The sequence below is a fragment of the Amycolatopsis sp. NPDC051371 genome (assembly GCF_040682155.1).
Lineage (GTDB): Bacteria > Actinomycetota > Actinomycetes > Mycobacteriales > Pseudonocardiaceae > Amycolatopsis.
In genome coordinates this window covers 70,758-90,588 of sequence record NZ_JBFBAG010000021.1, presented here as the reverse complement: position 1 = coordinate 90,588, position 19,831 = coordinate 70,758, and the positions used below count along the sequence as shown (strand labels likewise).

Below are 19,831 nucleotides of genomic sequence, written 5' to 3'. Positions count from 1 at the left end.
AAGGTGAGCGAGGAACCCGAAAAGCCCGGTGGCGAAAGCACACTGACCGTCCTGCTCGCCGGTGGGGTGAACCTGGCGATCGCGATCATGAAGCTGATCGCGGGCATCATCACCGGCTCGGGCGCGATGCTCTCCGAAGCGGCGCACTCGGTGGCCGACACGTTCACCGAGGTCCTGCTGCTGACCGCGTTGAAGCGTTCCGACCGCCCGGCCGACCGCGTGCACCCCTTCGGCTACGGCAAGGAGCGCTACTTCTGGTCGCTGCTCGCCGCCGTGTCGATCTTCGCGTCGGGCTCGATGTTCGCGCTCTACGAGGGCGTTTCGACGCTGTTCGGCCACGGCGAGGCGCAGAGCACGTCGATCCTCAGCTACATCGTGCTGGCGGTGGCGTTCCTGCTCGAAGGCACCTCATGGGTGCAGGCCGTGCGCCAGACCGTCCGGGAGTCGAAGGCCGAAAACCGGTCATTCCGGACGTACCTCCGCCTGATTGACGACCCGGCACCGAAGACAGTGCTCTTCGAGGACTCGGCCGCGCTGATCGGCCTGCTGGTCGCGTTCGCCGGCATCGGGCTGCACCAGCTCACCGGCTCGGAGGTCTGGGACGGCATCGCGTCGATCGTCATCGGCGTGCTGCTCGCCTGCGTCGCCTACCTGCTCGGGCGGACGAACCGCGGCCTGCTCATCGGCCGCCAGGCGAACCCGGAGATCGTCCGCGGCGTCCGCGACCACCTGTCCGCCGCGCCGGAGATCGAGGCCGTCGTGGACCTGCAGACGATGCTGATGGGCACCGACCAGGTCCTCGTCTGCACCCGCGTCGACTTCGACGACTCCCTGAGCGCCGGCGACCTCGAACGCGCGTGCGTCCGGCTCGCGAGCGAGCTGACCGAGTCGTTCAACGACGTCACCGAGGTGTTCATCGAGCCGGTGCCGCGGACCGATCCGGAGCTGCGCGCGACGGTGCTGGCCCGCTACGGCGAGATCGCGGAGCGGTGGAACAACCCGGGTCAGTAGCGCTCAGTACCCGAAGTCCTGAGTCCAGTACCAGCCCTTCGTGGTGACGCCGACGCCGATCTTGGCGAGCGAGCAGTTCAGGATGTTCGCGCGGTGGCCCTCGGAGTTCATCCACGCGTCCATGACCTGCGCCGCGGACGTCTGCCCCTTCGCGATGTTCTCCGCGCCCGGCTTCGAGTAGCCGGCGGTCTTGATGCGCTGGTCGAACGTGACGCCTTCGGGGTTCGTGTGGGCGAAGAAGTTCCGGGCGGACATGTCGTCGCTGTAGTCCTGCGCGGCCTTGGTCAGGTGCGACTCCTCGGTCAGCGGCTTGCAGCCCGCCTGCGCGCGCTCGTCGTTGACGAGGGAGATGACCTGCTCGGCGGTCGAGGACGCGACGCGGGCCGCGGCCTTGGTGCTCGGCGGCGCCGCCGCTTCCGACGTCGTCGGCTTCGGGGCTTCGGACGTCTCGGTCGGAGTCGGGGCCGCGCTGGACGTGGTCGGCGCGGGAGCGTCGGTCGTGGCCTGCTTCGTCGCCGGGGACTGCCCGCCGGCGAGGTCCGTGCCGCTGCCGCCCCCGGAACCGGCCGGCGCGTCGGGCAGCACCAAGGCCGCGGCGCCGAGTTCGGCCGTGTTTCCTTCCGCGGTGGCCATCCAGGTGCCTGTCGCGGCGGAGAAAACGCCGAGCAGCACACTGAGTGACACCATCACCACGCGACCACGTTCACCAATGGGGGACACGGCGCGAGAACGTATCACGGAACGATTACAGCGAGAACCCTACGAACGCACTGGTCACATTTCTCGGGCCGGCATTCGACGACCGACATGAAGTCCGCGGCAATCGGACGCTTCGGCGTTACTCCGTTCAGCCGCTTCGGACGACGAAGGAGGCCTCGCCGGACGCCGTCACCGGACGGCCAGTCGGGTCCTGGCCGGTGACGGTCGCCTTGCCCGTGAAGCCTTCCTTCCCCGCGACCGCCGTGCAGGTGAAGGTGATTTCGGCGTCCGCGGCCAGGCCGGGTGCGGTATGCGCGCACGACGCCGTGTGGTCGTCCGCGACGGACACGGCGGTGAGCGGCGCGTCGCCGGTGTTCTTGACCAGAATCGAGAACGTGACGGTGTCGCCCGGGTGGACTTCGTACGGCGTCGCGTCCTTCATCAGGGCGATCTCGGGGTGGACGACGTCGACTTTCGCTTCGGTTTTCGATTGCACGGAGCGATTGGCCGGGTCGATTCCCGTCACTTCGGCGGTAGCGGTGAAGTCGTCGTCCGGCGCTTTTCGAGTGCAGGTGTAGCTCCGGTTTTCTCCGGCCGCCAAGGTGCCGAACTTTCTCGCGCACGGCTCGTCGCTCATCGCGGACACGCTGGTCAGCGGGACGTCACCGGTGTTGGTGACGGTGATCGTGAACGTGACGTCGTCGCCCACGCGGACCGTGCTCGGCTTCGCCTGCTGCGTGATCTTCACCGCCGGGTGGATGACATCGATCTGGTCGGCGTCCTCGGCGGCGACCGGCGGGCCGATCGGGGGCGTGGCCGTGGCCTTCGCGGTGCTCACGACGTCGTCGTGCGGTGCGGTCGTGGTGCAGTCGAACTTCTGCGCCGCACCGGGTTCGAGGCTGTCGAAGGCCTTCACACAGGGCTCGCTGACGTTCACGCCGGTCAGCGCGACGTCGCCGGTGTTGGTGACGGTGATCGCGAGGGGCACGGTGTCGCCCTCGCGGAAGGGACCCTTCGTGTCCTGGGTGATCGAAAGTGCGGGGTGCAGGACCGTGAAGGAGGCGTCGTCGGTCGCGCTGACCTGACGGTTCGTCGGATCGGTGCCGATCGCGGTGGCGGAGCTCACGAAACTGTCGGTGCCGGCGTTTACCGTGCAGGAGTGGTGCTGGAGAGCGCCGGGAGGGAGGGTGCCGATGGGCTGAGCGCACGCCGGAGTGCGACTGTCCGCAATGGACACGTCGGTCAGGGGGACATCGCCGGTGTTCGCGACGACGAGGGTGAACGTGACGGTGTCGCCTTGCCGGACCTGTGCTGGCGTCGCGTCGTCCGTGATGGTGACCGCCGGGTGGATGACATCGACCGGTTCCCCGGCGGTGGCGGTCACGGGACGGTTCGTGGCGTCGGTGGCGGTGACCTTCGCGGTGGCGGTGAAGTCTTCTTGGCTCGCGCTTTCGCTGCAGGTGTAGATCTGCTTCGCCTGCGGTTCCAGCGGACTCACGGATTTGGCGCACGCCGGTGCGCCCGGATCGGCTACGGAGACGTCACTCAGCACGCTGTCGCCGGTGTTGGTGACGGTGATCGTCGAGGTGACGGTATCGCCCGGGCGGACGACCTTCGGCTCGACGGTCCTGCCGATCGTGATGGCCGGGTGGACGACGTCGACGGTGGCTTTGGCGCTCGCGGCGACCGCGGAGCCGGTGGGCGGAGTGCTGGTGACCTGGACGACGGCGGTGACGTCGTCGGCCGGCGCGGTGAGGGTGCAGCCGAAGTCCCGGGTGCCGCCGGGTTCGAGGGCGCCGTCCAGGACCTGGGCGCAGCCGGTGGCTCGCGCCTGCGGTCCGGTGGCCCGCGGAGTGGCGGCTCGGGTGGCCGGGGTCGGCATGCCTGAGGTCGGCGTGTTCGGCGTTGGCGCGGCCGGGGCAGGCGTGTTCAAGATCGGCGCGCCGGTCGTCCGGGCGCTCGCGGCTTGCCCACCGGCGGCCGGCGACCCTGCGTCGGCGTGCCCACTAGGCGCTTGCGAGTCCGTGACCCGCAAGCCGGTCAGCGGCACGTCACCGGTGTTGCGCACCGTGATCCGCAGCGGCACCGCGTCGCCCTCGCGGAACGGCCCGCCAGTGACGTCGGCGGTGATCGCCACGCCGGGGTGCTGCACGGCGAACGCGGCCTCCGCGCTCGCCGTCACCGGCCGGGCCGTCGGGTCCACGCCCGTCACCGCCGGCTTGTTCGTGAAGCCGGTGGCGCCCGCGACCGTCGTGCACGTGTACGCCTGCGTCGCTTGCGGCTGGAGCGTTCCGAGCGGCTTCGCGCATCCCGCGACCTGGTCGTCCACGACCGTCACGCCGGTCAGCGGCACGTCGCCCGTGTTGGTGGCGGTGATCGACCACGTCACCGTGTCGCCTTCGCGGACGGCCGCGGGCGAAGCCTGCGCGGCGAGCGCCACCGCCGGGTGGATCACGTCGACCACGGCGTCGTCGGTGACCTTCACCGTGCGGCCGAGCTGGTCCTTCCCCGACGCGGCCGCCGTGTTGGTGAAGTCGTCCGGTGGGGCCGGCGCGGTGCAGGTGTACGTCTGCCTGCCCTGCGGCGGCAGCGCGCCGATCGGCTTGGCGCACGCCGGGGTGCGGTCGTCGGTGACGGCGACGTCGGTCAGCGGTGCGTCGCCGGCGTTGGTGACCGTGATCGTGAACGTGATCGGGTCGCCGGTGCGGACGATGCCGGGCGTGGCGTCCTTCGTGAGCGTCAAAGCCGGGGTGATCACCGTGACGGTCGCCGACGCGGTGGCGGCCACTGGCTGCCCGGCGAGGTCGGTGCCGGTGGCGGTCACGTGCGACGTCGTCGTCGTGGACGGGTTCGCCGTGCACGTGTACGTCCGCGTCGCGCCCGCGGCCAGGCCGTCGAGTGTGCGCGAGCACGACGTCGTCGTGTCGTCGGTGACCTTCAGCGGCGCGAGCGGGCTGTCGCCGGTGTTCTTGACCGCGACGGAGAACGTCACGGCGTCACCCGCGTGGATCACCGGCGGGTCCGCGGTCTTGGTGACCTCGACGGCGGGCGCGATCGTCGGCGCGGGTGCGTCCGCGGTGGCGGTGACCTGCTTGCCGAGCTCGTCGGTGGCGGCCGCGGCCGCGGTGTTGACGCCGTCGGCGATCGGGGCCTTCGCTGTGCACGTCGTGGTACGGCTTTCGCCCGGGGCGAGAGCCCCGGCGAGCGCGCACGAAGGCGCCTTCGCGTCGGTGACCCGCAGGCCGGAAAGCCCGGTGTCGCCGGTGTTCGTGACCTTGATCGTGAAGGTCGCGGTGTCGCCGGCGCGGTAGGCGGGCTTGTCGGCCGTCTTCGTCATGCCCAACGACGGGTGCACGACGTCGACGGCGGCAGTTGCGGTTCCGTCGAGCGCGTCACCGAGCGCGCTCGTGCCGGTCGCCTTGACCGTGTTCGTGAAGTCGTCGTCCGGGGCCGGGCCGGTGCAGTCGTAGGTGACCGTCTGACCCGGGCCCAGCGAGCCGAGTGGCTTGGCGCAGGCGGAAAAGCCCTCGTCGGCGACCTGCACCCCGGACGCCGCGACGCTGCCCGGGTTGGTCACGGCGACGGCGAACGTCACGGGCTCGCCGGCGTGCGCTTTCGGCCGCGTCGCGCGCAGGGCGACCTGGAGTTCGGGCACCGGCACGGAAAACGCCATGTTCTGCGCGAGGTAGCTGTCCCCGCTGGTGACGAAGCCGAGCTTCGCGCTCGTCGCGCCCGCGGGGATGTTGTCGACGTTGAACGCCTTCGCGTCCACGCTGAAGTTGTTCTTCACCCCCGGCGCGGCCGCGTTGTCGGCGTTGGAGATGAAGAAGTTCGACGTCCCGCCGGTCGCGGGCTCGGCGGCCGGGGTGCCGTCGACCAGGAACTGGTCGCCGGAGCCACCCCAGTCGCCGTCGTAGGCGGTGACGCCGATGTGTGCGTCGGCGGCCGCCGCGCGGAAGCCGGTGATCGTCGTGTCCGCGGGGACGTCGGAGGCCTGGCGGACGTGTCCGTCGTAGACGACGACCTTGCGCTTGTTCGGCGCGAAATCGGGATTGCGTGACGGATACGCGTAGACCAGGGCGATCGACCAGCCGCCGGCACAGTCGAAACCTCGGGGCGCCCAGACGTTGCCGACGGTCACGTCGAGCGCGGAGCCGGTCGGCGCGCCCGCGAACTGGCTGGTCACGTCGGCGTGGGCGGAGTAGTACGGGCCGTCTTCAGCGAATCCCGAAGGCGCCACGTCAACCGGCTCGGCGCTGCCCACCGAAAGCCGGACGTTCTGCGTGGCGGGGTTCCCGGGCGGCGGAACGGCGGGAACGCCCTCGCGAAAGCCGCACGTCGTCCCGGTCGTGTTGCCCGCCCAGTTCAGGCGGGCGAAAGCGATGCGAGCGCCCGGCGGGATGCGGACGGACGCACTCGCGGAATCGAACGTGCCCGGGTCGGCGTCGATGTCGGCCCACTGCATGAAGAAGTCGTCGTTGACGAGGGTGTCCTTGCGGTCCGCCGTGTTCGCGCACGCCGCGGGGGTGTCGACCGCGCCGGCGCTCGGCGCGCGGTCGGCGGCGACCGGGCAGCGCAGGACACCGTTGCCCGCGTACAGGAAGTCGCCGTAGACGACGTCGTCGTAGCCCACCGCGAAGGGTGCGGCGCCGGCCGCACCGGCTGCCGGCGGCACCGCCGCGGCGAGGAAAACCAGTGCCAGAACGAGAACCCAGCGAAGCGGTCTATCGGGCAACCGCATTCCTCGCTACCTCCGGGGCCGGGACGACCTTTCGGAGCTTGGCACGAACGAGGGGTTTACGCGTCAGTTCTCACCCGTCCGTGGAACCGGTCAGCTTCGCCGTCGATTCGTGCGTGAGGGCGGTGGCCCCCTCGACGAACCCGATCACCGTGCGGAGTTCGTCGTCGGTGTAGCGGTCGCACAGCTCGTACATGCGCTTGACGAGGTTGTCCCACAGGTGCACGCCGCTCGCGATGGCCTGTTCGTCCAACGCGATGAGGACGCGGCGACGGTCGTCGGGGTGCGGCCGGCGGTCGACGATGCCCTTGCGCTCCAGCCGGTCGATCATCGCGGTCACCGACGCGGGCGCCAGGCCGGACAGCCGCGCCAGGTCCTTCGGCGTCTGCGGCCCGAACCGCGCGAGGTAGTCCAGGACCTTGCTGTCGACCGCCGACAGCCCCCGCGTCTCGGAGATCGCGGTGTGGAACATGACCGTCTCCGTCGACAGCTCCCGGGACCTGAGCAGGACTTCTTCGACCAGGTGCGCTCGCTCGCTTGACACGGGCCCCAGCCTAGCCCACTCTTTAGTTCGACAGAACGAATTAGTTTCTAAGAGATTCGAGGGGACGAACGAGATGACCAAGGCACTGATCATCGGGGGCGGCATCGCGGGCACGATCACGGCCATCGCGCTGCACGAAGCCGGGCACGAACCGGTGCTGTTCGAGGCGTACGACCGCGGCGCCGAGGGCGTCGGCGCGTTCCTCACGCTGGCGGTGAACGGCCTGGACGCGCTGCTGCCGCTGGGTCTCAAGGACGTCGTCAAGAGCACCGGCTTCGACTCGCCCCGCATGTCGATTGGGCTCGGCAACGGCACGCGGCTGACCGAGTTCACCCTGGGCGGCACGCTGCCGGACGGCACCGTGACCCAGACCGTGCTGCGCTCCGACCTCTACGTCGCCCTGCGCGACGAGGCCGCGCGGCGCGGGATCAAGGCCGGGTACGGCAAACGCCTGATCGGCGCGAGCCAGACGTCTTCGCAGGTCAGAGCGGACTTCTCGGACGGCTCACACGAAACCGGCGACCTCTTGATCGGCGCCGACGGACTCCGGTCGCGCGTCCGCACGATCATCGATCCGGACGCGCCGTCGCCGCGGTACGTGCCGCTGCTCAACACCGGCGGGTTCGCCGAAGGCCTGAGCCTGCCGGACGAGCCGGGCGTGCTGAACATGGTGTTCGGCAAGCGCGTGTTCTTCTGCCACGTCGTGAGCCCGGTCGACGGGCGCGTGTGGTGGTTCGCGAACCCGGCCCGCAAGACCGAGCCGACCACGTCCGAGCTGGCGACGCTGGCCGGCGAGAAACTGCGCGCCGAGCTGCTGCACCTCGTGGCGCGCGACCGGACGCCGGCGGCGGAGATCATCCGCGCGACGCGCGAGGTCTACCCGGCGTGGCCGACGTTCGACTTCCCCACGGTCCCGGTCTGGCACCGCGGCCGCATGGTGATCATCGGCGATGCGGCGCACGCGACGTCACCGGCGGCGGGTCAGGGCGCGTCGATGGCCATCGAAGACGCCGTCACGCTGGGCAAATGCCTGCGTGACGTGCCGGACGTCGAGCGCGCGCTGAGCACGTACGAAAGCCTGCGGCGCGAGCGCGTCGAAGCCGTCGTCGCCGCCGGGAAGCGCAACGGCGACGACAAGGTGATCGGCCCGGTCGGCCGCGTCGTCCGCGACTTCTTCATCAAGCGGGTGTTCTCGAAGCCGTTCGACGAGGACCCGAACGCCTTCATGTGGAACCACCACATCGACTGGAACGAGAAGATCTCCGCTTAGCGCCAGGTGTCGACGCGGTGGAAGTTCTTGTACGCCCGGCTCGGGGTCGGGCCGCGCTGCCCCTGGTAGCGGGACCCGGCCTCACTCGAGCCGTACGGGAACTCGGCCGCGCTGGAGAGCCGGAAGATGCACAGCTGGCCGATCTTCATGCCCGGCCAGAGCGTGATCGGCAGGTTCGCGACGTTCGACAGCTCGAGCGTGATGTGCCCGGAGAAGCCCGGGTCGATGAACCCGGCGGTCGAGTGCGTGAGCAGCCCGAGGCGGCCGAGCGACGACTTGCCTTCGAGGCGGCCGGCGAGGTCGTCGGCCAGGGTGACGAGCTCGAACGTCGAGCCGAGCACGAACTCACCCGGGTGCAGCACGAAGGGCTCGTCGCCCTCCTTCTCGACCAGCGAGGTCAGGTCGTCCTGCTGCAGTTGCGGGTCGATGTGGGTGTACTTGCTGTTGTTGAAGACGCGGAAGTACCGGTCGAGCCGGACGTCGACGCTCGACGGCTGGACCATGCCGGCGTCGAAGGGGTCGATGCCGAGCCGGCCGGCGTCGAGCTCTTTGCGGAGGTCACGGTCACTGAGCAGCACGCCGGGCAGCCTATCCGGTGGGTTCAGGCCGCTCGCATGTGCTGCGCGTAGGTCGTATCGGGCGCGAAGATCTTCTCGAGCCGCTTCACGTACCCGCGGCGCCCGGCCTCGCCGAGCCGTTCCTGCAGCGCGGTGGCACCGGGGATGAACCGCCGCACGGTCTCGGCGGCGAAGTTGACGCCCGCCACCGCGACGATCGCGGCCTGCGCGACGGGGTCGTTCGGCAGCCCGAGGAAGTCGGCGTTGCGCTTCCCGAGCACGAGCCGGCTGATCGACGAGTGCACGGCGACGGAGACGTGCGAAAGCACCTTCCCGACGGCGCCGCGCCCTTCACCGACGGCGGCGTTGGCCTCTATGAGCGCCTTGGCGAGGCGCTTCGAGTCGTCGTCCGGGATGAACTCGGTGGCGGCGAGCAGCCAGAGGAGGCGCCAGGCGTCCTCTTCGGAGGTGGGCAGCAGCTCGTCGTCGACGCCCATGAGCCAGCCGATGTAGCGCCAGAGGTGCAGGATGTCGCCGCGCTCGCGGGCGGAGTAGCGGAGGCCGAGCAGCTGCGTGCCGAAGACGTAAACGAGGGAGAAGAGCAGCAGGGTGCCGGCGGTCTGGACCTGGTTGACGGGCCGGTCCCAGGCGTCGTAGTCCCAGTCGTCCCGCCGGTTCATGGCGGCGCGCACGTGGGCGTGCACGAGCCGGATCCGGAGGGCGGAGGCGTAACCCTGCGCGCCGTGCTTGAGGGCGCCGGGCGTGGTGACGTCGATCCACCAGGCGGCGGTCTCGACGAGCCGACGGGTGGCTTTGTACTCGATCTCCCCGGTCCCGACCAGGGACTTCGTGGCACGGGACGCGAGGTAGCCGCCCATCAGCGACATGTCGCCGAGCGGGAACAGCCCGAGCAATCCGGCCCGCGTGATGGCTTTGGCGCCGCGCTCGAGCCGCTCGTCGTCGACCCAGTAGGGCTTCGCGTCGACCTCGTCGAAGAAGGCCTTGAGCGGCCCGTCCGCGGCGGCGCCGTTCTTCAGCGCGTCCTCGAAGAGCCTGCGCCCCTGGCCTTTCGGCTGCTGCGCCATCCACGCGACGACGTCGTCGGCATGCTGGTCCTGCACCTGAGCGAACTCCCGGAGCCGCGCGACCTGGCGTTCGTCGCCCCGGATGTCCCCTTCGACGAACAGCCGTTGGGCCAGCCGGAACCCGCCTTGCCGGAACAGCTCGGGCTCATCCACGGCGCTCACCTCCGAAGTCGACAACAAGTGTTGTCACTTGAGGCGCGAACGTCAAGGAGGGAGGGTCTGGACACGGGGATCACGCCGCCGTGTATGCTTGCGACGCACTGCGGATGTAGTTCAATGGTAGAACATCAGCTTCCCAAGCTGAATACGCGGGTTCGATTCCCGTCATCCGCTCTCAGCGAAACCCCGGACACTTCCTCCGGGGTTTTCGTTTTGTATCCGAGCCCGCAAATGAGCCACGTGCGCGGCGGGCAAACCGGTTTCCACCGCCCGCTCCAAAGCATCCGAAGCCGAACGCGATCCCAAGCGGTGCAACAACTCCGCGCGTGACGCGTGCCACCACGGATAATCGTCCAAGCCGGCCAATGCGTCCACCAGTTCCAGCGCCGCGGAAGGCCCGTCCCTTTCCGCCACCGCCGCCGCGCGATTCAGGCGGACCACCGGGGTGTCCTGGACCGACAACAGCACGTCGTACCAAGAGATGACGGCATCCCAGTTCGTCTCCGAATACGACGGTGCCAGGTCGTGGCAGGCCGCGATCGCCGCCTGGACCACGTACGGGTTCGGGACCGAGGGCGTCCGGCGCAGGCCGACCCCCACCAGCGCGACGCCTTCCTTGATCAGCGCGAAGTCCCACGCCGATCGGTCCTGCTCGGCCAGCAGTACTGGCACGCCCGCGGAGAACCTGGCCGCGCGGCGGGCGTCCTGCAGCAGCACCAGCGCCAGCAACCCCAGCGCCGTCGGCTCGTCGGGCATCAACGAAGCCAGCAGACGCGCCAGGCGGACCGCCTCCTCGATGAGGGAAACCCGGCCCGTGTAGCCCTCGTTGAAGATCAAGTACACCGTCGACGCCACACCGGACAAGCGGGAAGGCAGTTCCTCAGCAGGAGGCACCCGGTACGGAATGCGGGCCTGAGCGATCTTCTGCTTCGCGCGCGTCAGGCGCTTCGCCATCGTCGCTTCGGGGACCAGCAGGCCGCGGGCGACCTCCGCCGTCGACAACCCACCCAACGTCCGGAGCGCCAAGGCGACCTGGGCGTCGACCGACAACGCCGGGTGGCAGCACGTGAACACCAGCCGCAGCAGGTCGTCGCGGACGGAGACCGGGTCCGGGAACGGGTCGAACGCCGGCATCGCGTCCGCCTCCTTCCCGAACCGCTTCGCTTCGCGGCGGACGACGTCGACCGCGCGACGGCGGGCCGCCACCAGGAGCCAGCCGCGCGGGTTGTCCGGGACGCCGTCGCGCGGCCACGTCTCCAGCGCGCGCACGACGGCGTCCTGGACCGCGTCCTGGGCCAGGTCGACGCTGCCGGTGACGCGGACCAGCGTGGCCAGTACCCGGGTGCCCTCGTCCCGGACCAGCCGCGCGACCGCGTCCCCGGCGTGGGTCACTGGCCGAAGTCGACGACCGGCCGGACCTCGATCGCGCCGTCCCAGGCACCCGGGATGCGCGACGCGACCTTGACGGCTTCGTCGAGGTCGGCGCACTCGATCAGGTAGAAGCCGGTCAGGGCTTCCTTCGTCTCGGCGTACGGGCCGTCGCTGGTGACGACGTCGCCGCCCTTGCCGCCGGTGACGCGGACCGTCGTCGCGGTCGCCGTCGGGTACAGCGCCGCGCCGCCGCGGATCACGGCCTGGGCGCCGTCGTGGAACTCGTTGTAGTCCTTCATCAGGTCCGCGGCCTCGGGCTTGGTCGGGTCGACGTCGGAGGCGAAGATGATGGCGGCGTACTGGGGCATGGCTGCTCCTCACAGGTCCTGACCGGCGCCGATCGCCGGCTTTCACTGTAAGGACGAACGGCGCGGACGTCCCGTGGACAACCGCGCCGGACTTTTCTCAGCCTTCGACGAGCTCCCAGTCGGCGTCCGGGGTCGCTCGGTCGTAGACCTGGCCCGGCGCCGCCTTGAGCACGGTTCGGACGTCCGGGTACAGGTTCGCGACGTGCTCCAGCTCCAGGCCCTCGACCTCGAAGTCCTCGGCCTCGGGAACCTCGAAGCCGACGAACAGCCAGGTGCCGTCCTGCTCGCGGACGACCTGGCGGACCGCGCGCACCGGCTTCTGCGAGCCGGTCGGGATCTCCGTCAGGCCGCTGCTGATCTGGGCTTCGTCGTCCGGCGAGCCTTCGAACTTCCAGGCCGCGCGGCGCTGGTCGAGCAGGCGGATGTCCTCGTCTTCGTCGTCGGAGCCGGTCACCGACGACAGCAGCCACATGCGCCGCTCGGGGTCCCAGTCGGCGGCCATCCCCATCGGCAGCTCGGCCAGCGCGGCCAGCTGCGGGAGCAGCTCGAGGGCCTCGCGCACCGACATCTTGCCGAAGCTCTCGCGGTTGACGACCACGTCGTCGGACAGCTCGGTGCCGTCGCTGATGAACCAGTCGTCCTCGTCGTCCAGGACGACGAAGCCGAGCGCGTCGGGGTCGTTGACCAGTGCCAGTGCGATGATCACCGGCGCTTCCGGGTCCTGGCGCAGCGGCCACTCGGTCGGCATGCGCCATATCCCACCATCGGGGCATCGGGCGCGCAGATCCGGGGTCACCCGAAAATCGCGCGAACCCCGCCGCGACGTCGGGCACCATGGACGGATGCTCAAAGGTGACCTGGTCCGGCTGCGTGCCCTCGAACCCGAAGACGCCGAGATGATCCACCCGTGGCTGAGCGACCCCGAGGTCGGCCAGTGGATGAACAACAGCCACCCGCGGTCGCTCGCCCAGGTCCGCAAACGCGCCGAAGAGCGCCCGGTCAACAGCTACGAGCTGGTCGTTCTCGGCATCGAGACCGTGGCCGACGGCCGGCTCATCGGGATCGTCGACCTGCGGGACGCCGAACCCGAGGTCGGCAACGCCGAGCTGGACATCTACATCGGCGACGCCGAGTACCGCAACGGCGGCGGCTACGGCACCGAAGCGCTGCGCCTGATGTGCCGCTACGGCTTCAATTCGATGCGGCTGCACATGATCACGCTCTGGGTCGTCGCCGAGAACGAACGCGCGCGGCACGTCTACCGCAAGGTCGGGTTCTCCGAAGACGGCCGCCACCGCGAAGCGTTCGTCGCGATGGACGGCGAGCGCCACGACATGATCCTGATGAGCATGCTCAAGGGCGAGCTCAAGTCGTGAGCCGCCGCGGCGCCTTCCGCCGCCACGCGTCTTCGAGCAGCTCACGCAGCTGATCGACGTCGACCTTCGCCAGGTCGACGATGATCGAGCCGGACCCGTCGTAGTGCGGTGTCGTGAAGAAGGCCGCGTCGCCGGAATCCAGCAACGCGGCCTTCTCGTCGAGCCCGCACATCACGACCAGGCCGCCCTCGGCCTCGGTGCGCAGCCGCGCGAAACCCTTGCCCGCCACCTTCAGCGCGGGCGTGCGGTACCAGGTCGCCGCCTCGACCTCGGGAAGTTCCGAGGCCAGGCGGACGACGTCTTCCCAAGTCGTCATGGGTCCATTGTCGACCCGGCGTCTTGGAAATACGGGAACTACGGCAGCTTCGTGACGCGGTCCGCGACGGGCGCGGCCAGGTTCGGGTGGGCGCTCAGGTACGCGGTGAACGCGTCCAGGTCGACCGGCCCGCCTGCCAGGTCCGTGCCCTTGGTGAACTCGGTGAAGCCGTCCCCGCCGGCGGCGAGGAAGTTGTTCACCGACACGCGGAACGTCGCCGCCGGGTCGACCGGCGTGCCGTTCACCGTGATGTTCGAGACCCGCGAGCCCTGCGGCGCGGACGCCGAATAGCTGTAGTGCAGCGAGCTCGAGATCTGCAGGAACTTCGTGTTCACCCCCGGCGCCCACTGCTGCTCCAGCACGTTCTTCAGGTTCGCGCCGGTCAGCGTGATCGTCTGCATGATGTTCGAGAACGGCTGGACCTTGAACGCCTCGCCGTAGGTCACCACGCCGTCGCCTTCGCCTGCCATGGACGACGCGTACGTCAGGTCGGCGCGGATGCCACCCGGGTTGGTCATCGCGATGACGGCGTTGTTCGACGTCGTGCCCGCGAGCTGCGCGTCGGCGATGATGTCGCCGAGCGCCGACTCACCGGCCGCGTTCCCGGCCGCCTTCAGGTCCTCGGTGATCGTGCCGACCTGCTTGTTCCCGATCGGGCCCGACTTCGCCACCGCGTTGGCGACCAGCGCCGCCACCGCCGGGTCCGGGGTGACCGTGCGCGTGACGATCTCGTTGCGGGCCTGCGTCGCCGACCGGACGACGTCGCGCGTCTTCAGGCTGATCTTCAGATCGACGACCGAGAGGAGCCGGCCGAACGACGCACTCTGGATGACCGGACGCGGCTGGCCGGCCGGGTCGTTGATCACGCAGTTGTACTGCTGGTGGCTGTGGCCGGTGAAGATCGCGTCGACCTTCGGGGTCACCGCCTTCGCGATCGCGGTGGCCGGGCCCGGCAGGACTTTGCAGTCGTTCGGGCCCTCGAGCTCGGTGCTGTCACCCTGGTGCATGAGCACGACCTGGGCCTTGACGCCGAAGAAGTCGAGCAGGTTCGCGGTGCGGTTGATCGCCTCGACCTCGTCACCGAACTTCAGGCCCTTGATCGCTTCCGGCGTGACGACCGACGGCAGGTCCTTCAGCGTCGCGCCGATGACACCGATCGGCACGCCGCCCTCGAACTTGACGGAGAACGGCAACAGCGCGGGCAGTCCGTTGGTGAAGTACACATTGGACCCGAGGAACGGGAAGTCCGCACCCTTGAACTTCTTGTCGAACTGGCAACCGTCGGTCGGGTGGCAGCCGCCGAACTGCATGCGCTGCAGTTCCTGGTAGCCCTCGTCGAACTCGTGGTTCCCGACGACGGACGCGTTGACGCCCAGCATGTTCAGGAAGTCGATGGTCGGCTCGTCGTGGAAGAGCGCCGAGGTCAACGGCGACGCGCCGATGTTGTCGCCGGCGGACACGACGAACGAGTTGCGCACCTGCGACCGCAACTGCTTCACGTGCGTGGCCAGGTAGGCGGCCCCGCCGGCGTCCACAGTGGTGGTCCCGTCGGACAGCGTGACACGCCCGCTGGAGCCGGTCGGCGGCTCCAGGTTGCCGTGCAGGTCGTTGAACCCGATGATCCGGACGTCGGTGGTGGGGTCCGGGCGCTGGCCCGCGGACGCGGGAGCGGTGGTCACCGCGGTCGTCGCCAGCGCGGCCGCGGCGAGCACCGCGAGCCGGGTTGAAAGCCTCATGCGTGTTCCTCCGATTCGCGCCCAAGGTCCCCAAACGGGCGCACGGCGGAGGATTCTGCCTCGCGAAGCAGTCAGCTACCAGGGTCAAAAGACGGACGTAGAGCGAATGTCACCTAACGGCTGCCCTGGAGCAGCACTCGCGCGACGAGCGCGGGGTCGTCGTTCATCGGCACGTGCCCGCAGCCGGGCAAGAGCCGGAACGTCCCGTGGGGAGCGACCTTCCGCAGGTCGGCGACGCGCGGGCGGGCGAGGATCCGGTCGTGCTCGGCCCAGGCGATGGTCACCGGGACGCCGGTGACCGGGCCGGTGAAGCGGAAGTCCCCGCGGGACTGCGCGGCGGTCGGCTCGAAACCCGGCGCGGTCGCGAGCGCGTGGGCGTCCTCGACGACGGCGTCCGGGGTCAGCAGGCCCGGCTTCCCGACGATCATCCCGGTCAGCGCCTTGCGCCCGGCCGGCGTGGCGGCGATGCGGCGCACGACGTGCGGGGGCGTGCGCTGAGCGAGCGCGCGGTGGGCCTTGAGCGTGGCGATCGCGTACATCTTCTGCGTCCGGTTCCACAGCCCGGCCGGCGACAACGCCGTGACGCTGCGGACGAGCCCGGCCTGGCCGAGCGCCAGCGACAGCAAGCCGCCGAGCGAGTTCCCCGCGACGTGCGGACGGTCGAGACCCAGCTCGGTGAACAGCTCCTTGAACATCACCAGCGCGGGCTCGACGCCGTAACCGCCGGACGGCTCGGGTGACTCGCCGAAGCCCGGCAGGTCCACGGCGATGACGTCACGATGCGGCGTGAGCAGCGGAAACACCGGCGACCAAGCCTGACGACGGTGGCCGATGCCGTGGATCAGCACCAGCGGCTCGCCCCGGCCCTCGCGGTCGTAGACAACGTCGTCCATTACCCGAGAGTAGGTCGAGGCCGGCGGAAAAGCTACAACGGCCGGTAACAGTTACTCTGCGTCCGGGTGAATCCGCGCGCCGGCGTCGGCGGAGCGCTGAACGGCGTCGAGCACGCGGTGCACGCGCAGCGCGTGCGCGAAGTCCGGCAGGTCGCCCTTGAGGTGCCGCGCGTAGGCGTGCGCGACGTTGTACGACGGCTCGGCGCTGCGCCCGGCCAGCTGCGGCAGCTCGTACCGGGTGGGCACGGTGAGCTTCTCCAGCACACCGGTCCGGCTGCCGCGCAGCGTCAGCTTCGCGATCCAGAACAGCGGGTCCGCGGCGGTGACGACCAGGGTGCCCTCGGTGCCGTTGATCTCCCAGTGGAAGTCCGTGGCGGGCGACGACCCGCCGCGCAGGTGCAGCGAGGCGACGGCGCCGCCGGTCAGCACGCCGCTGACGGCGATCTGGTCCGGCGCGGTCATCGCGACCGAGTCGCCGGTGACCTCGTCGCGCACCCGCGACCGGACGGTCGTCACCGTCGCCGACAGCTCGGCGAACCGGCCGAGCACCATGTCGAACGCGTCGACGGTGTGCGCGAAGGGGATCGTCAGCATGGTCGCCCCGCCTTCGGGGTGCAGCTGGTAGTCGCGCCCGGCCCGGACCGAAGGACCCCAGTTGCCACCCGAGCCGATCAACGACGTCGAGAGCACGCGGCCCACGTAACCGTCTTTGATGAGGTCACGCAGGTAGCGCAGCGCGGGCGCGGACCGTCCCTGCAGGCCGACCGCCGTCTTGGCGTCCTTCGCGGCTTCCGCAAGCGCCTCGGTTTCGGCCAGGCTCACGCCGAGCGGCCACTCGCTGAGCACCTGCTTGCCGGCGGCCAGCGCGGGCTCGATCAGCGCCCGGTGCTCGCTCACCTTCACCGCGACGACGACCAGGTCGACCTCCGGGTGCCGTGCCAGCTCCCCGGCATCGCCGAAGGTCAGCGGCACGCCGTACTTCTCGCCGGCCACCCGCGCCGTCTCGGCGCTGCTCCCGCTCAGCGCACGGAGCTCGTAGCCGTCCACGGCGGCCAGCGCGGGCACGTGCGCGGTGGCGGCCCAGCCGCCGTTCGCGCTGAGCCCGACGATGCCGACCCGGACCGGTGCCATGAGCGTTCCCTTTCGTTGCCCCCACAAGACTTCGACGTGCCGAGCGTCGTGGTCATTCCCGGGTCAGCGCAAGACGCATCCGGTTACGTCTCCCTTTTCCGGATATGACTTCGGACTCGCCGACGGAGTCCGCGGCCACGCGCCTGTGGCGCAACCCACATCGAAGGTCAGGGCTCACGCACACCGAGGGTTTGGTAACACCCATTAACGCTCGCGCGATGAGGCGATCGATCCGGCAACTGGGGGAAACATGGGCATCGAGGTCGTACTCGTGGTGCTGGCCGTCGTCGTGCTGCTGATCGGGGGCACGGTGTTCAGCGCGTGGCGGGCCGAGCGCTCCGAGGACCGCGAAGACGACTGACCGATCGGCCCGGGCCGGTCGGCCGAGTGGCCGATCGGGTCCGGCTCATCGACCGAAGCGGCTCCCGGGTCAAGATCCATAACGTCGGTGGCATGACGAACGCACAGGTCACCGCCCTGCAGTACGGGTTCATCGGCTTCCTCGCGCTGTGGGCCGTGGTGCTGGTGCCGCAGCTGATCACGCAGCTGGCCCGGCACGGCGGCCTGCGCCTGCGCGGCATCGCGACGACCGGCGCGGTCCTGCTGTACGGCTGCATGACCCTGGCGGTCGTCTTCCTGCCGCTGCCCGGCCCCGGCACGCGCCGGCTGAGCCAGACCGTGCAGCTGCACCCGTTCCAGTGGATCACCGACATCCACACTGAGCTGCTGAAGCACGGCGAGCCGCTGTCGCAGTGGTTCATGACGCAGACGTTCCAGCAGGCCTGCATGAATGTGCTGCTGTTCGTCCCGCTGGGCGTGTTCGCGCGGGTGCTGTGGCACCGCGGCCTGATCGGCACGGTCCTGATCGGCTTCACCGCGTCCCTGCTCATCGAGTTCACGCAGGTCACGGCCAACTTCGGGACGGCGCCGTACGTCTACCGCATCTTCGACGTGGACGACCTCATGAACAACACGTTCGGCGCGGGAGTCGGCTGGGTGTTCGGCGCGCTGCTGCTGGCGGTCCTGCGTTCACCGATCGGCGTGCAGCCGGCCCGGCGCGAGCGGGTCCACCTCGCCCAGACGCGCTAACCGGGCCTTCCGCTGCAGGGCGGCCCGCTTGGCGGCCCGGCGGTCCTCGAGAACGACGACGAGGACGGCGACGGCCAGTACGAGCGCGACGAGCCCGAGGACGATCGCAAGCTGCACGAAATCCTCCTCGGTACGGCGCTGTGCGGGAGATCACAACAGGTTACGCAGGTCTGTGGTGAATTCGCTACCCCCGGCGACGGTGGCGCGCGGCGAACCAGTTCCGGTCGTCCGTGAGCCAGCCGTCGAAGATCAGGTCTGCTGAGGTCAGAGCCTCCTCGAGGGTCAGCCGGCGGCACGTGAATTCTTGCTCCCACCGTCGCTCACCGGCCGAATACCGCACCGTCGCCGACAGCAGATCTCCCTCCCGGACCACATCGGCCAGCTCGACCGCCACCTCTCCGAGACGCCCGCCCTGCCCGGATGCGACGGCGTCGAACCATTCCGGCGGGTGCCATTCGACGATCAGCCGTCCGGCCGGCGCCAGGTGCCGCCGCGCGGCGGCGAGCAGCGCGTGCCGGTCCGAGTCCACCGCCGTGTTGACCAAATGGCTCCCGAGCAGCACAGCGTCGAACGGCCGCCCGAGGTCCAGGTCGCCGATCCGCGCGCACACCGTCTCGGCACGGACGTGCGCGAGCATCTCCGGCGAGTCGTCCACGGCGACCACGGGGTGGCCCAGCTCCACCAGCGGGTGAGTGACCCGGCCGGCCCCACACCCCAGCTCGAGGATCGATGCCCCCGGCGACAAAGCCGCGTGCACGATCTCCGGCTCCCCGGCCGGCGGCAACAGCAGGTAGACCTCGACCGAACACCCGTCCGCGGTGACCTCCATCCCCCGAGGGTGCCGGAAACTGGACGGGTGAGCACCCGACCCACGAAGGACCAGCTGACCGCCGCGCACAACACGACCATCCCGGACGTCCTCGCCCCCGGCCTCCACGTCCTCTTCTGCGGCATCAACCCCGGCCTCTACTCCGGCGCGCTGAAACAGCACTTCGCGCGGCCCGGCAACCGCTTCTGGCCCGCGCTCCACAAGGGCGGGTTCACGCCACGCCTCTACAAACCGAGCGAGCAGGACCAGCTGCTCGATCTGAAGCTCGGCATCACGAACGTCGTCGCCCGGACCACCGCCCGCGCCGACGAGCTCACCGCCGACGAGTTCCGCGAAGGCGGCCAGCTCCTGGAAGCGAAGGTGCTCGAGTACCGGCCGCGGTGGCTGGCCGTCGTCGGGATCACCGCCTACCGGACCGCGTTCGGCTTCCCGAAGGCGCGCGTCGGCCGGCAGGAGCACCGGATCGGCGACACCCGGGTGTGGGTGCTGCCGAACCCGAGCGGCCTCAACGCGCACTGGACGCCGGCCGGGCTCGCGGCGGAGTTCGCGGAGCTGCGAGCCGCATCCGAACATCGTCGAAATCGTTGAAAAAGAGGCGAGCCACCCTCAGTAGCGCCAACCGCCCCATCAGGACCTTTCCCGCCCGGTCGAGCCGACTT

19 protein-coding genes and 1 tRNA gene are annotated in these 19,831 nt (G+C 69.9%); 6 read left to right on the top strand and 14 right to left on the bottom strand.

Annotation, left to right across the window (positions count from 1 at the left end):
- Nucleotides 1-3: 3 nt before the first annotated feature.
- Complete coding sequence (locus AB0M59_RS25280) at nucleotides 4-1,011, top strand: cation diffusion facilitator family transporter (RefSeq protein WP_364619141.1); 1,008 nt, start codon at nucleotides 4-6, stop codon at nucleotides 1,009-1,011.
- Nucleotides 1,012-1,014: 3 nt separating this feature from the next.
- Here AB0M59_RS25280 and AB0M59_RS25275 read toward each other — a convergent pair whose 3' ends face one another.
- The 3 genes from AB0M59_RS25275 to AB0M59_RS25265 form a co-directional block, all read right to left on the bottom strand.
- Nucleotides 1,015-1,704: a CAP domain-containing protein gene (locus AB0M59_RS25275; protein ID WP_364619139.1), complete on the bottom strand. Its 690-nt coding sequence runs from the start codon at nucleotides 1,702-1,704 to the stop codon at nucleotides 1,015-1,017.
- Nucleotides 1,705-1,858: 154 nt separating this feature from the next.
- Entirely contained in the window at nucleotides 1,859-6,445 is a 4,587-nt protein-coding gene (locus tag AB0M59_RS25270) for a hypothetical protein (protein WP_364619136.1), read from the bottom strand.
- A 76-nt stretch (nucleotides 6,446-6,521) separates the two neighbouring features.
- The gene (locus AB0M59_RS25265) at nucleotides 6,522-6,992 is read right to left on the bottom strand and encodes a MarR family transcriptional regulator (RefSeq protein WP_155548142.1); all 471 of its coding nucleotides are present in this window, start codon (nucleotides 6,990-6,992) and stop codon (nucleotides 6,522-6,524) included.
- A 73-nt stretch (nucleotides 6,993-7,065) separates the two neighbouring features.
- Here AB0M59_RS25265 and AB0M59_RS25260 point away from each other — a divergent pair, with 73 nt between their 5' ends.
- A complete protein-coding gene (locus AB0M59_RS25260; RefSeq protein ID WP_364619133.1) occupies nucleotides 7,066-8,262 on the top strand; it encodes an FAD-dependent monooxygenase in 1,197 nt (398 codons plus the stop codon).
- Here AB0M59_RS25260 and dcd read toward each other — a convergent pair.
- Nucleotides 8,259-8,840 carry a dCTP deaminase gene (gene dcd / locus AB0M59_RS25255; protein WP_329053741.1) on the bottom strand — a complete coding sequence of 194 codons (582 nt, stop codon included), beginning with the start codon at nucleotides 8,838-8,840 and terminating at the stop codon, nucleotides 8,259-8,261. The two genes, AB0M59_RS25260 and dcd, sit on opposite strands and share 4 nt — an antisense overlap.
- Nucleotides 8,841-8,863: 23 nt before the next feature.
- The gene (locus AB0M59_RS25250; RefSeq protein WP_364619131.1) at nucleotides 8,864-10,057 is read right to left on the bottom strand and encodes an oxygenase MpaB family protein; all 1,194 of its coding nucleotides are present in this window, start codon (nucleotides 10,055-10,057) and stop codon (nucleotides 8,864-8,866) included.
- A gap of 109 nt (nucleotides 10,058-10,166) precedes the next feature.
- On the opposite strand from AB0M59_RS25250, the gene AB0M59_RS25245 reads away from it, so the two are divergent.
- Nucleotides 10,167-10,237: transfer RNA gene (locus AB0M59_RS25245), tRNA-Gly, on the top strand.
- Here AB0M59_RS25245 and AB0M59_RS25240 read toward each other — a convergent pair.
- The 3 genes from AB0M59_RS25240 to AB0M59_RS25230 all read right to left on the bottom strand — a co-directional run bounded on the left by AB0M59_RS25240 (nucleotide 10,229) and on the right by AB0M59_RS25230 (nucleotide 12,550).
- Nucleotides 10,229-11,455 (bottom strand): DUF6596 domain-containing protein, encoded by a 1,227-nt coding sequence (locus AB0M59_RS25240; RefSeq protein WP_364619128.1) that lies wholly within the window; start codon nucleotides 11,453-11,455, stop codon nucleotides 10,229-10,231. The two genes, AB0M59_RS25245 and AB0M59_RS25240, sit on opposite strands and share 9 nt — an antisense overlap.
- Nucleotides 11,452-11,802 (bottom strand): YciI family protein, encoded by a 351-nt coding sequence (locus AB0M59_RS25235; RefSeq protein WP_364619125.1) that lies wholly within the window; start codon nucleotides 11,800-11,802, stop codon nucleotides 11,452-11,454. The genes AB0M59_RS25240 and AB0M59_RS25235 overlap by 4 nt, the downstream gene beginning before the upstream one ends.
- A 97-nt stretch (nucleotides 11,803-11,899) precedes the next feature.
- On the bottom strand, nucleotides 11,900-12,550 hold the full coding sequence (locus AB0M59_RS25230; RefSeq protein WP_364619122.1) for a hypothetical protein: 651 nt from the start codon (nucleotides 12,548-12,550) through the stop codon (nucleotides 11,900-11,902).
- 94 nt (nucleotides 12,551-12,644) lie between these two features.
- Here AB0M59_RS25230 and AB0M59_RS25225 point away from each other — a divergent pair, with 94 nt between their 5' ends.
- Nucleotides 12,645-13,178 carry a GNAT family N-acetyltransferase gene (locus tag AB0M59_RS25225; protein ID WP_364619119.1) on the top strand — a complete coding sequence of 178 codons (534 nt, stop codon included), beginning with the start codon at nucleotides 12,645-12,647 and terminating at the stop codon, nucleotides 13,176-13,178.
- On the opposite strand, the gene AB0M59_RS25220 is transcribed toward AB0M59_RS25225, so the two are convergent.
- The 4 genes from AB0M59_RS25220 to AB0M59_RS25205 form a co-directional block, all read right to left on the bottom strand.
- Entirely contained in the window at nucleotides 13,168-13,494 is a 327-nt protein-coding gene (locus AB0M59_RS25220; protein ID WP_364619116.1) for an MmcQ/YjbR family DNA-binding protein, read from the bottom strand. The genes AB0M59_RS25225 and AB0M59_RS25220 overlap by 11 nt on opposite strands.
- Before the next feature lie 38 nt (nucleotides 13,495-13,532).
- Nucleotides 13,533-15,230, bottom strand: coding sequence for a bifunctional metallophosphatase/5'-nucleotidase (locus AB0M59_RS25215; RefSeq protein ID WP_364619113.1), 1,698 nt, complete (start codon nucleotides 15,228-15,230; stop codon nucleotides 13,533-13,535).
- 113 nt (nucleotides 15,231-15,343) lie between these two features.
- Nucleotides 15,344-16,123: an alpha/beta fold hydrolase gene (locus AB0M59_RS25210; RefSeq protein ID WP_364619111.1), complete on the bottom strand. Its 780-nt coding sequence runs from the start codon at nucleotides 16,121-16,123 to the stop codon at nucleotides 15,344-15,346.
- Nucleotides 16,124-16,174: 51 nt separating this feature from the next.
- Nucleotides 16,175-17,254 (bottom strand): Gfo/Idh/MocA family oxidoreductase, encoded by a 1,080-nt coding sequence (locus AB0M59_RS25205; RefSeq protein ID WP_364619109.1) that lies wholly within the window; start codon nucleotides 17,252-17,254, stop codon nucleotides 16,175-16,177.
- Nucleotides 17,255-17,707: 453 nt separating this feature from the next.
- Here AB0M59_RS25205 and AB0M59_RS25200 point away from each other — a divergent pair, with 453 nt between their 5' ends.
- Complete coding sequence (locus tag AB0M59_RS25200; protein ID WP_364619106.1) at nucleotides 17,708-18,343, top strand: VanZ family protein; 636 nt, start codon at nucleotides 17,708-17,710, stop codon at nucleotides 18,341-18,343.
- Here AB0M59_RS25200 and AB0M59_RS25195 read toward each other — a convergent pair.
- Together AB0M59_RS25195 and AB0M59_RS25190 are read right to left on the bottom strand one after the other, a co-directional pair.
- Nucleotides 18,284-18,460 carry a hypothetical protein gene (locus AB0M59_RS25195; RefSeq protein WP_364371784.1) on the bottom strand — a complete coding sequence of 59 codons (177 nt, stop codon included), beginning with the start codon at nucleotides 18,458-18,460 and terminating at the stop codon, nucleotides 18,284-18,286. The two genes, AB0M59_RS25200 and AB0M59_RS25195, sit on opposite strands and share 60 nt — an antisense overlap.
- 67 nt (nucleotides 18,461-18,527) lie before the next feature.
- The gene (locus AB0M59_RS25190; RefSeq protein ID WP_364619103.1) at nucleotides 18,528-19,172 is read right to left on the bottom strand and encodes a class I SAM-dependent methyltransferase; all 645 of its coding nucleotides are present in this window, start codon (nucleotides 19,170-19,172) and stop codon (nucleotides 18,528-18,530) included.
- A gap of 27 nt (nucleotides 19,173-19,199) precedes the next feature.
- On the opposite strand from AB0M59_RS25190, the gene mug reads away from it, so the two are divergent.
- Nucleotides 19,200-19,760, top strand: a complete 561-nt coding sequence (gene mug, locus AB0M59_RS25185) for a G/U mismatch-specific DNA glycosylase (RefSeq protein ID WP_364619100.1) — start codon at nucleotides 19,200-19,202, stop codon at nucleotides 19,758-19,760.
- Nucleotides 19,761-19,831 lie beyond the last annotated feature (71 nt).

What these genes read in the sequence shown, in the direction of transcription:
- AB0M59_RS25260 (WP_364619133.1), top strand. Translation starts at nt 7,066, where the DNA reads ATGACCAAGGCACTGATCATCGGGGGCGGCATCGCGGGCACGATCACG.
- AB0M59_RS25235 (WP_364619125.1), bottom strand. Translation starts at nt 11,802, where the DNA reads ATGCCCCAGTACGCCGCCATCATCTTCGCCTCCGACGTCGACCCGACC.
- AB0M59_RS25230 (WP_364619122.1), bottom strand. Translation starts at nt 12,550, where the DNA reads ATGCCGACCGAGTGGCCGCTGCGCCAGGACCCGGAAGCGCCGGTGATC.
- AB0M59_RS25225 (WP_364619119.1), top strand. Translation starts at nt 12,645, where the DNA reads ATGCTCAAAGGTGACCTGGTCCGGCTGCGTGCCCTCGAACCCGAAGAC.
- AB0M59_RS25220 (WP_364619116.1), bottom strand. Translation starts at nt 13,494, where the DNA reads ATGACGACTTGGGAAGACGTCGTCCGCCTGGCCTCGGAACTTCCCGAG.
- AB0M59_RS25215 (WP_364619113.1), bottom strand. Translation starts at nt 15,230, where the DNA reads ATGAGGCTTTCAACCCGGCTCGCGGTGCTCGCCGCGGCCGCGCTGGCG.
- AB0M59_RS25210 (WP_364619111.1), bottom strand. Translation starts at nt 16,123, where the DNA reads ATGGACGACGTTGTCTACGACCGCGAGGGCCGGGGCGAGCCGCTGGTG.
- AB0M59_RS25205 (WP_364619109.1), bottom strand. Translation starts at nt 17,254, where the DNA reads ATGGCACCGGTCCGGGTCGGCATCGTCGGGCTCAGCGCGAACGGCGGC.
- AB0M59_RS25200 (WP_364619106.1), top strand. Translation starts at nt 17,708, where the DNA reads ATGACGAACGCACAGGTCACCGCCCTGCAGTACGGGTTCATCGGCTTC.
- AB0M59_RS25190 (WP_364619103.1), bottom strand. Translation starts at nt 19,172, where the DNA reads ATGGAGGTCACCGCGGACGGGTGTTCGGTCGAGGTCTACCTGCTGTTG.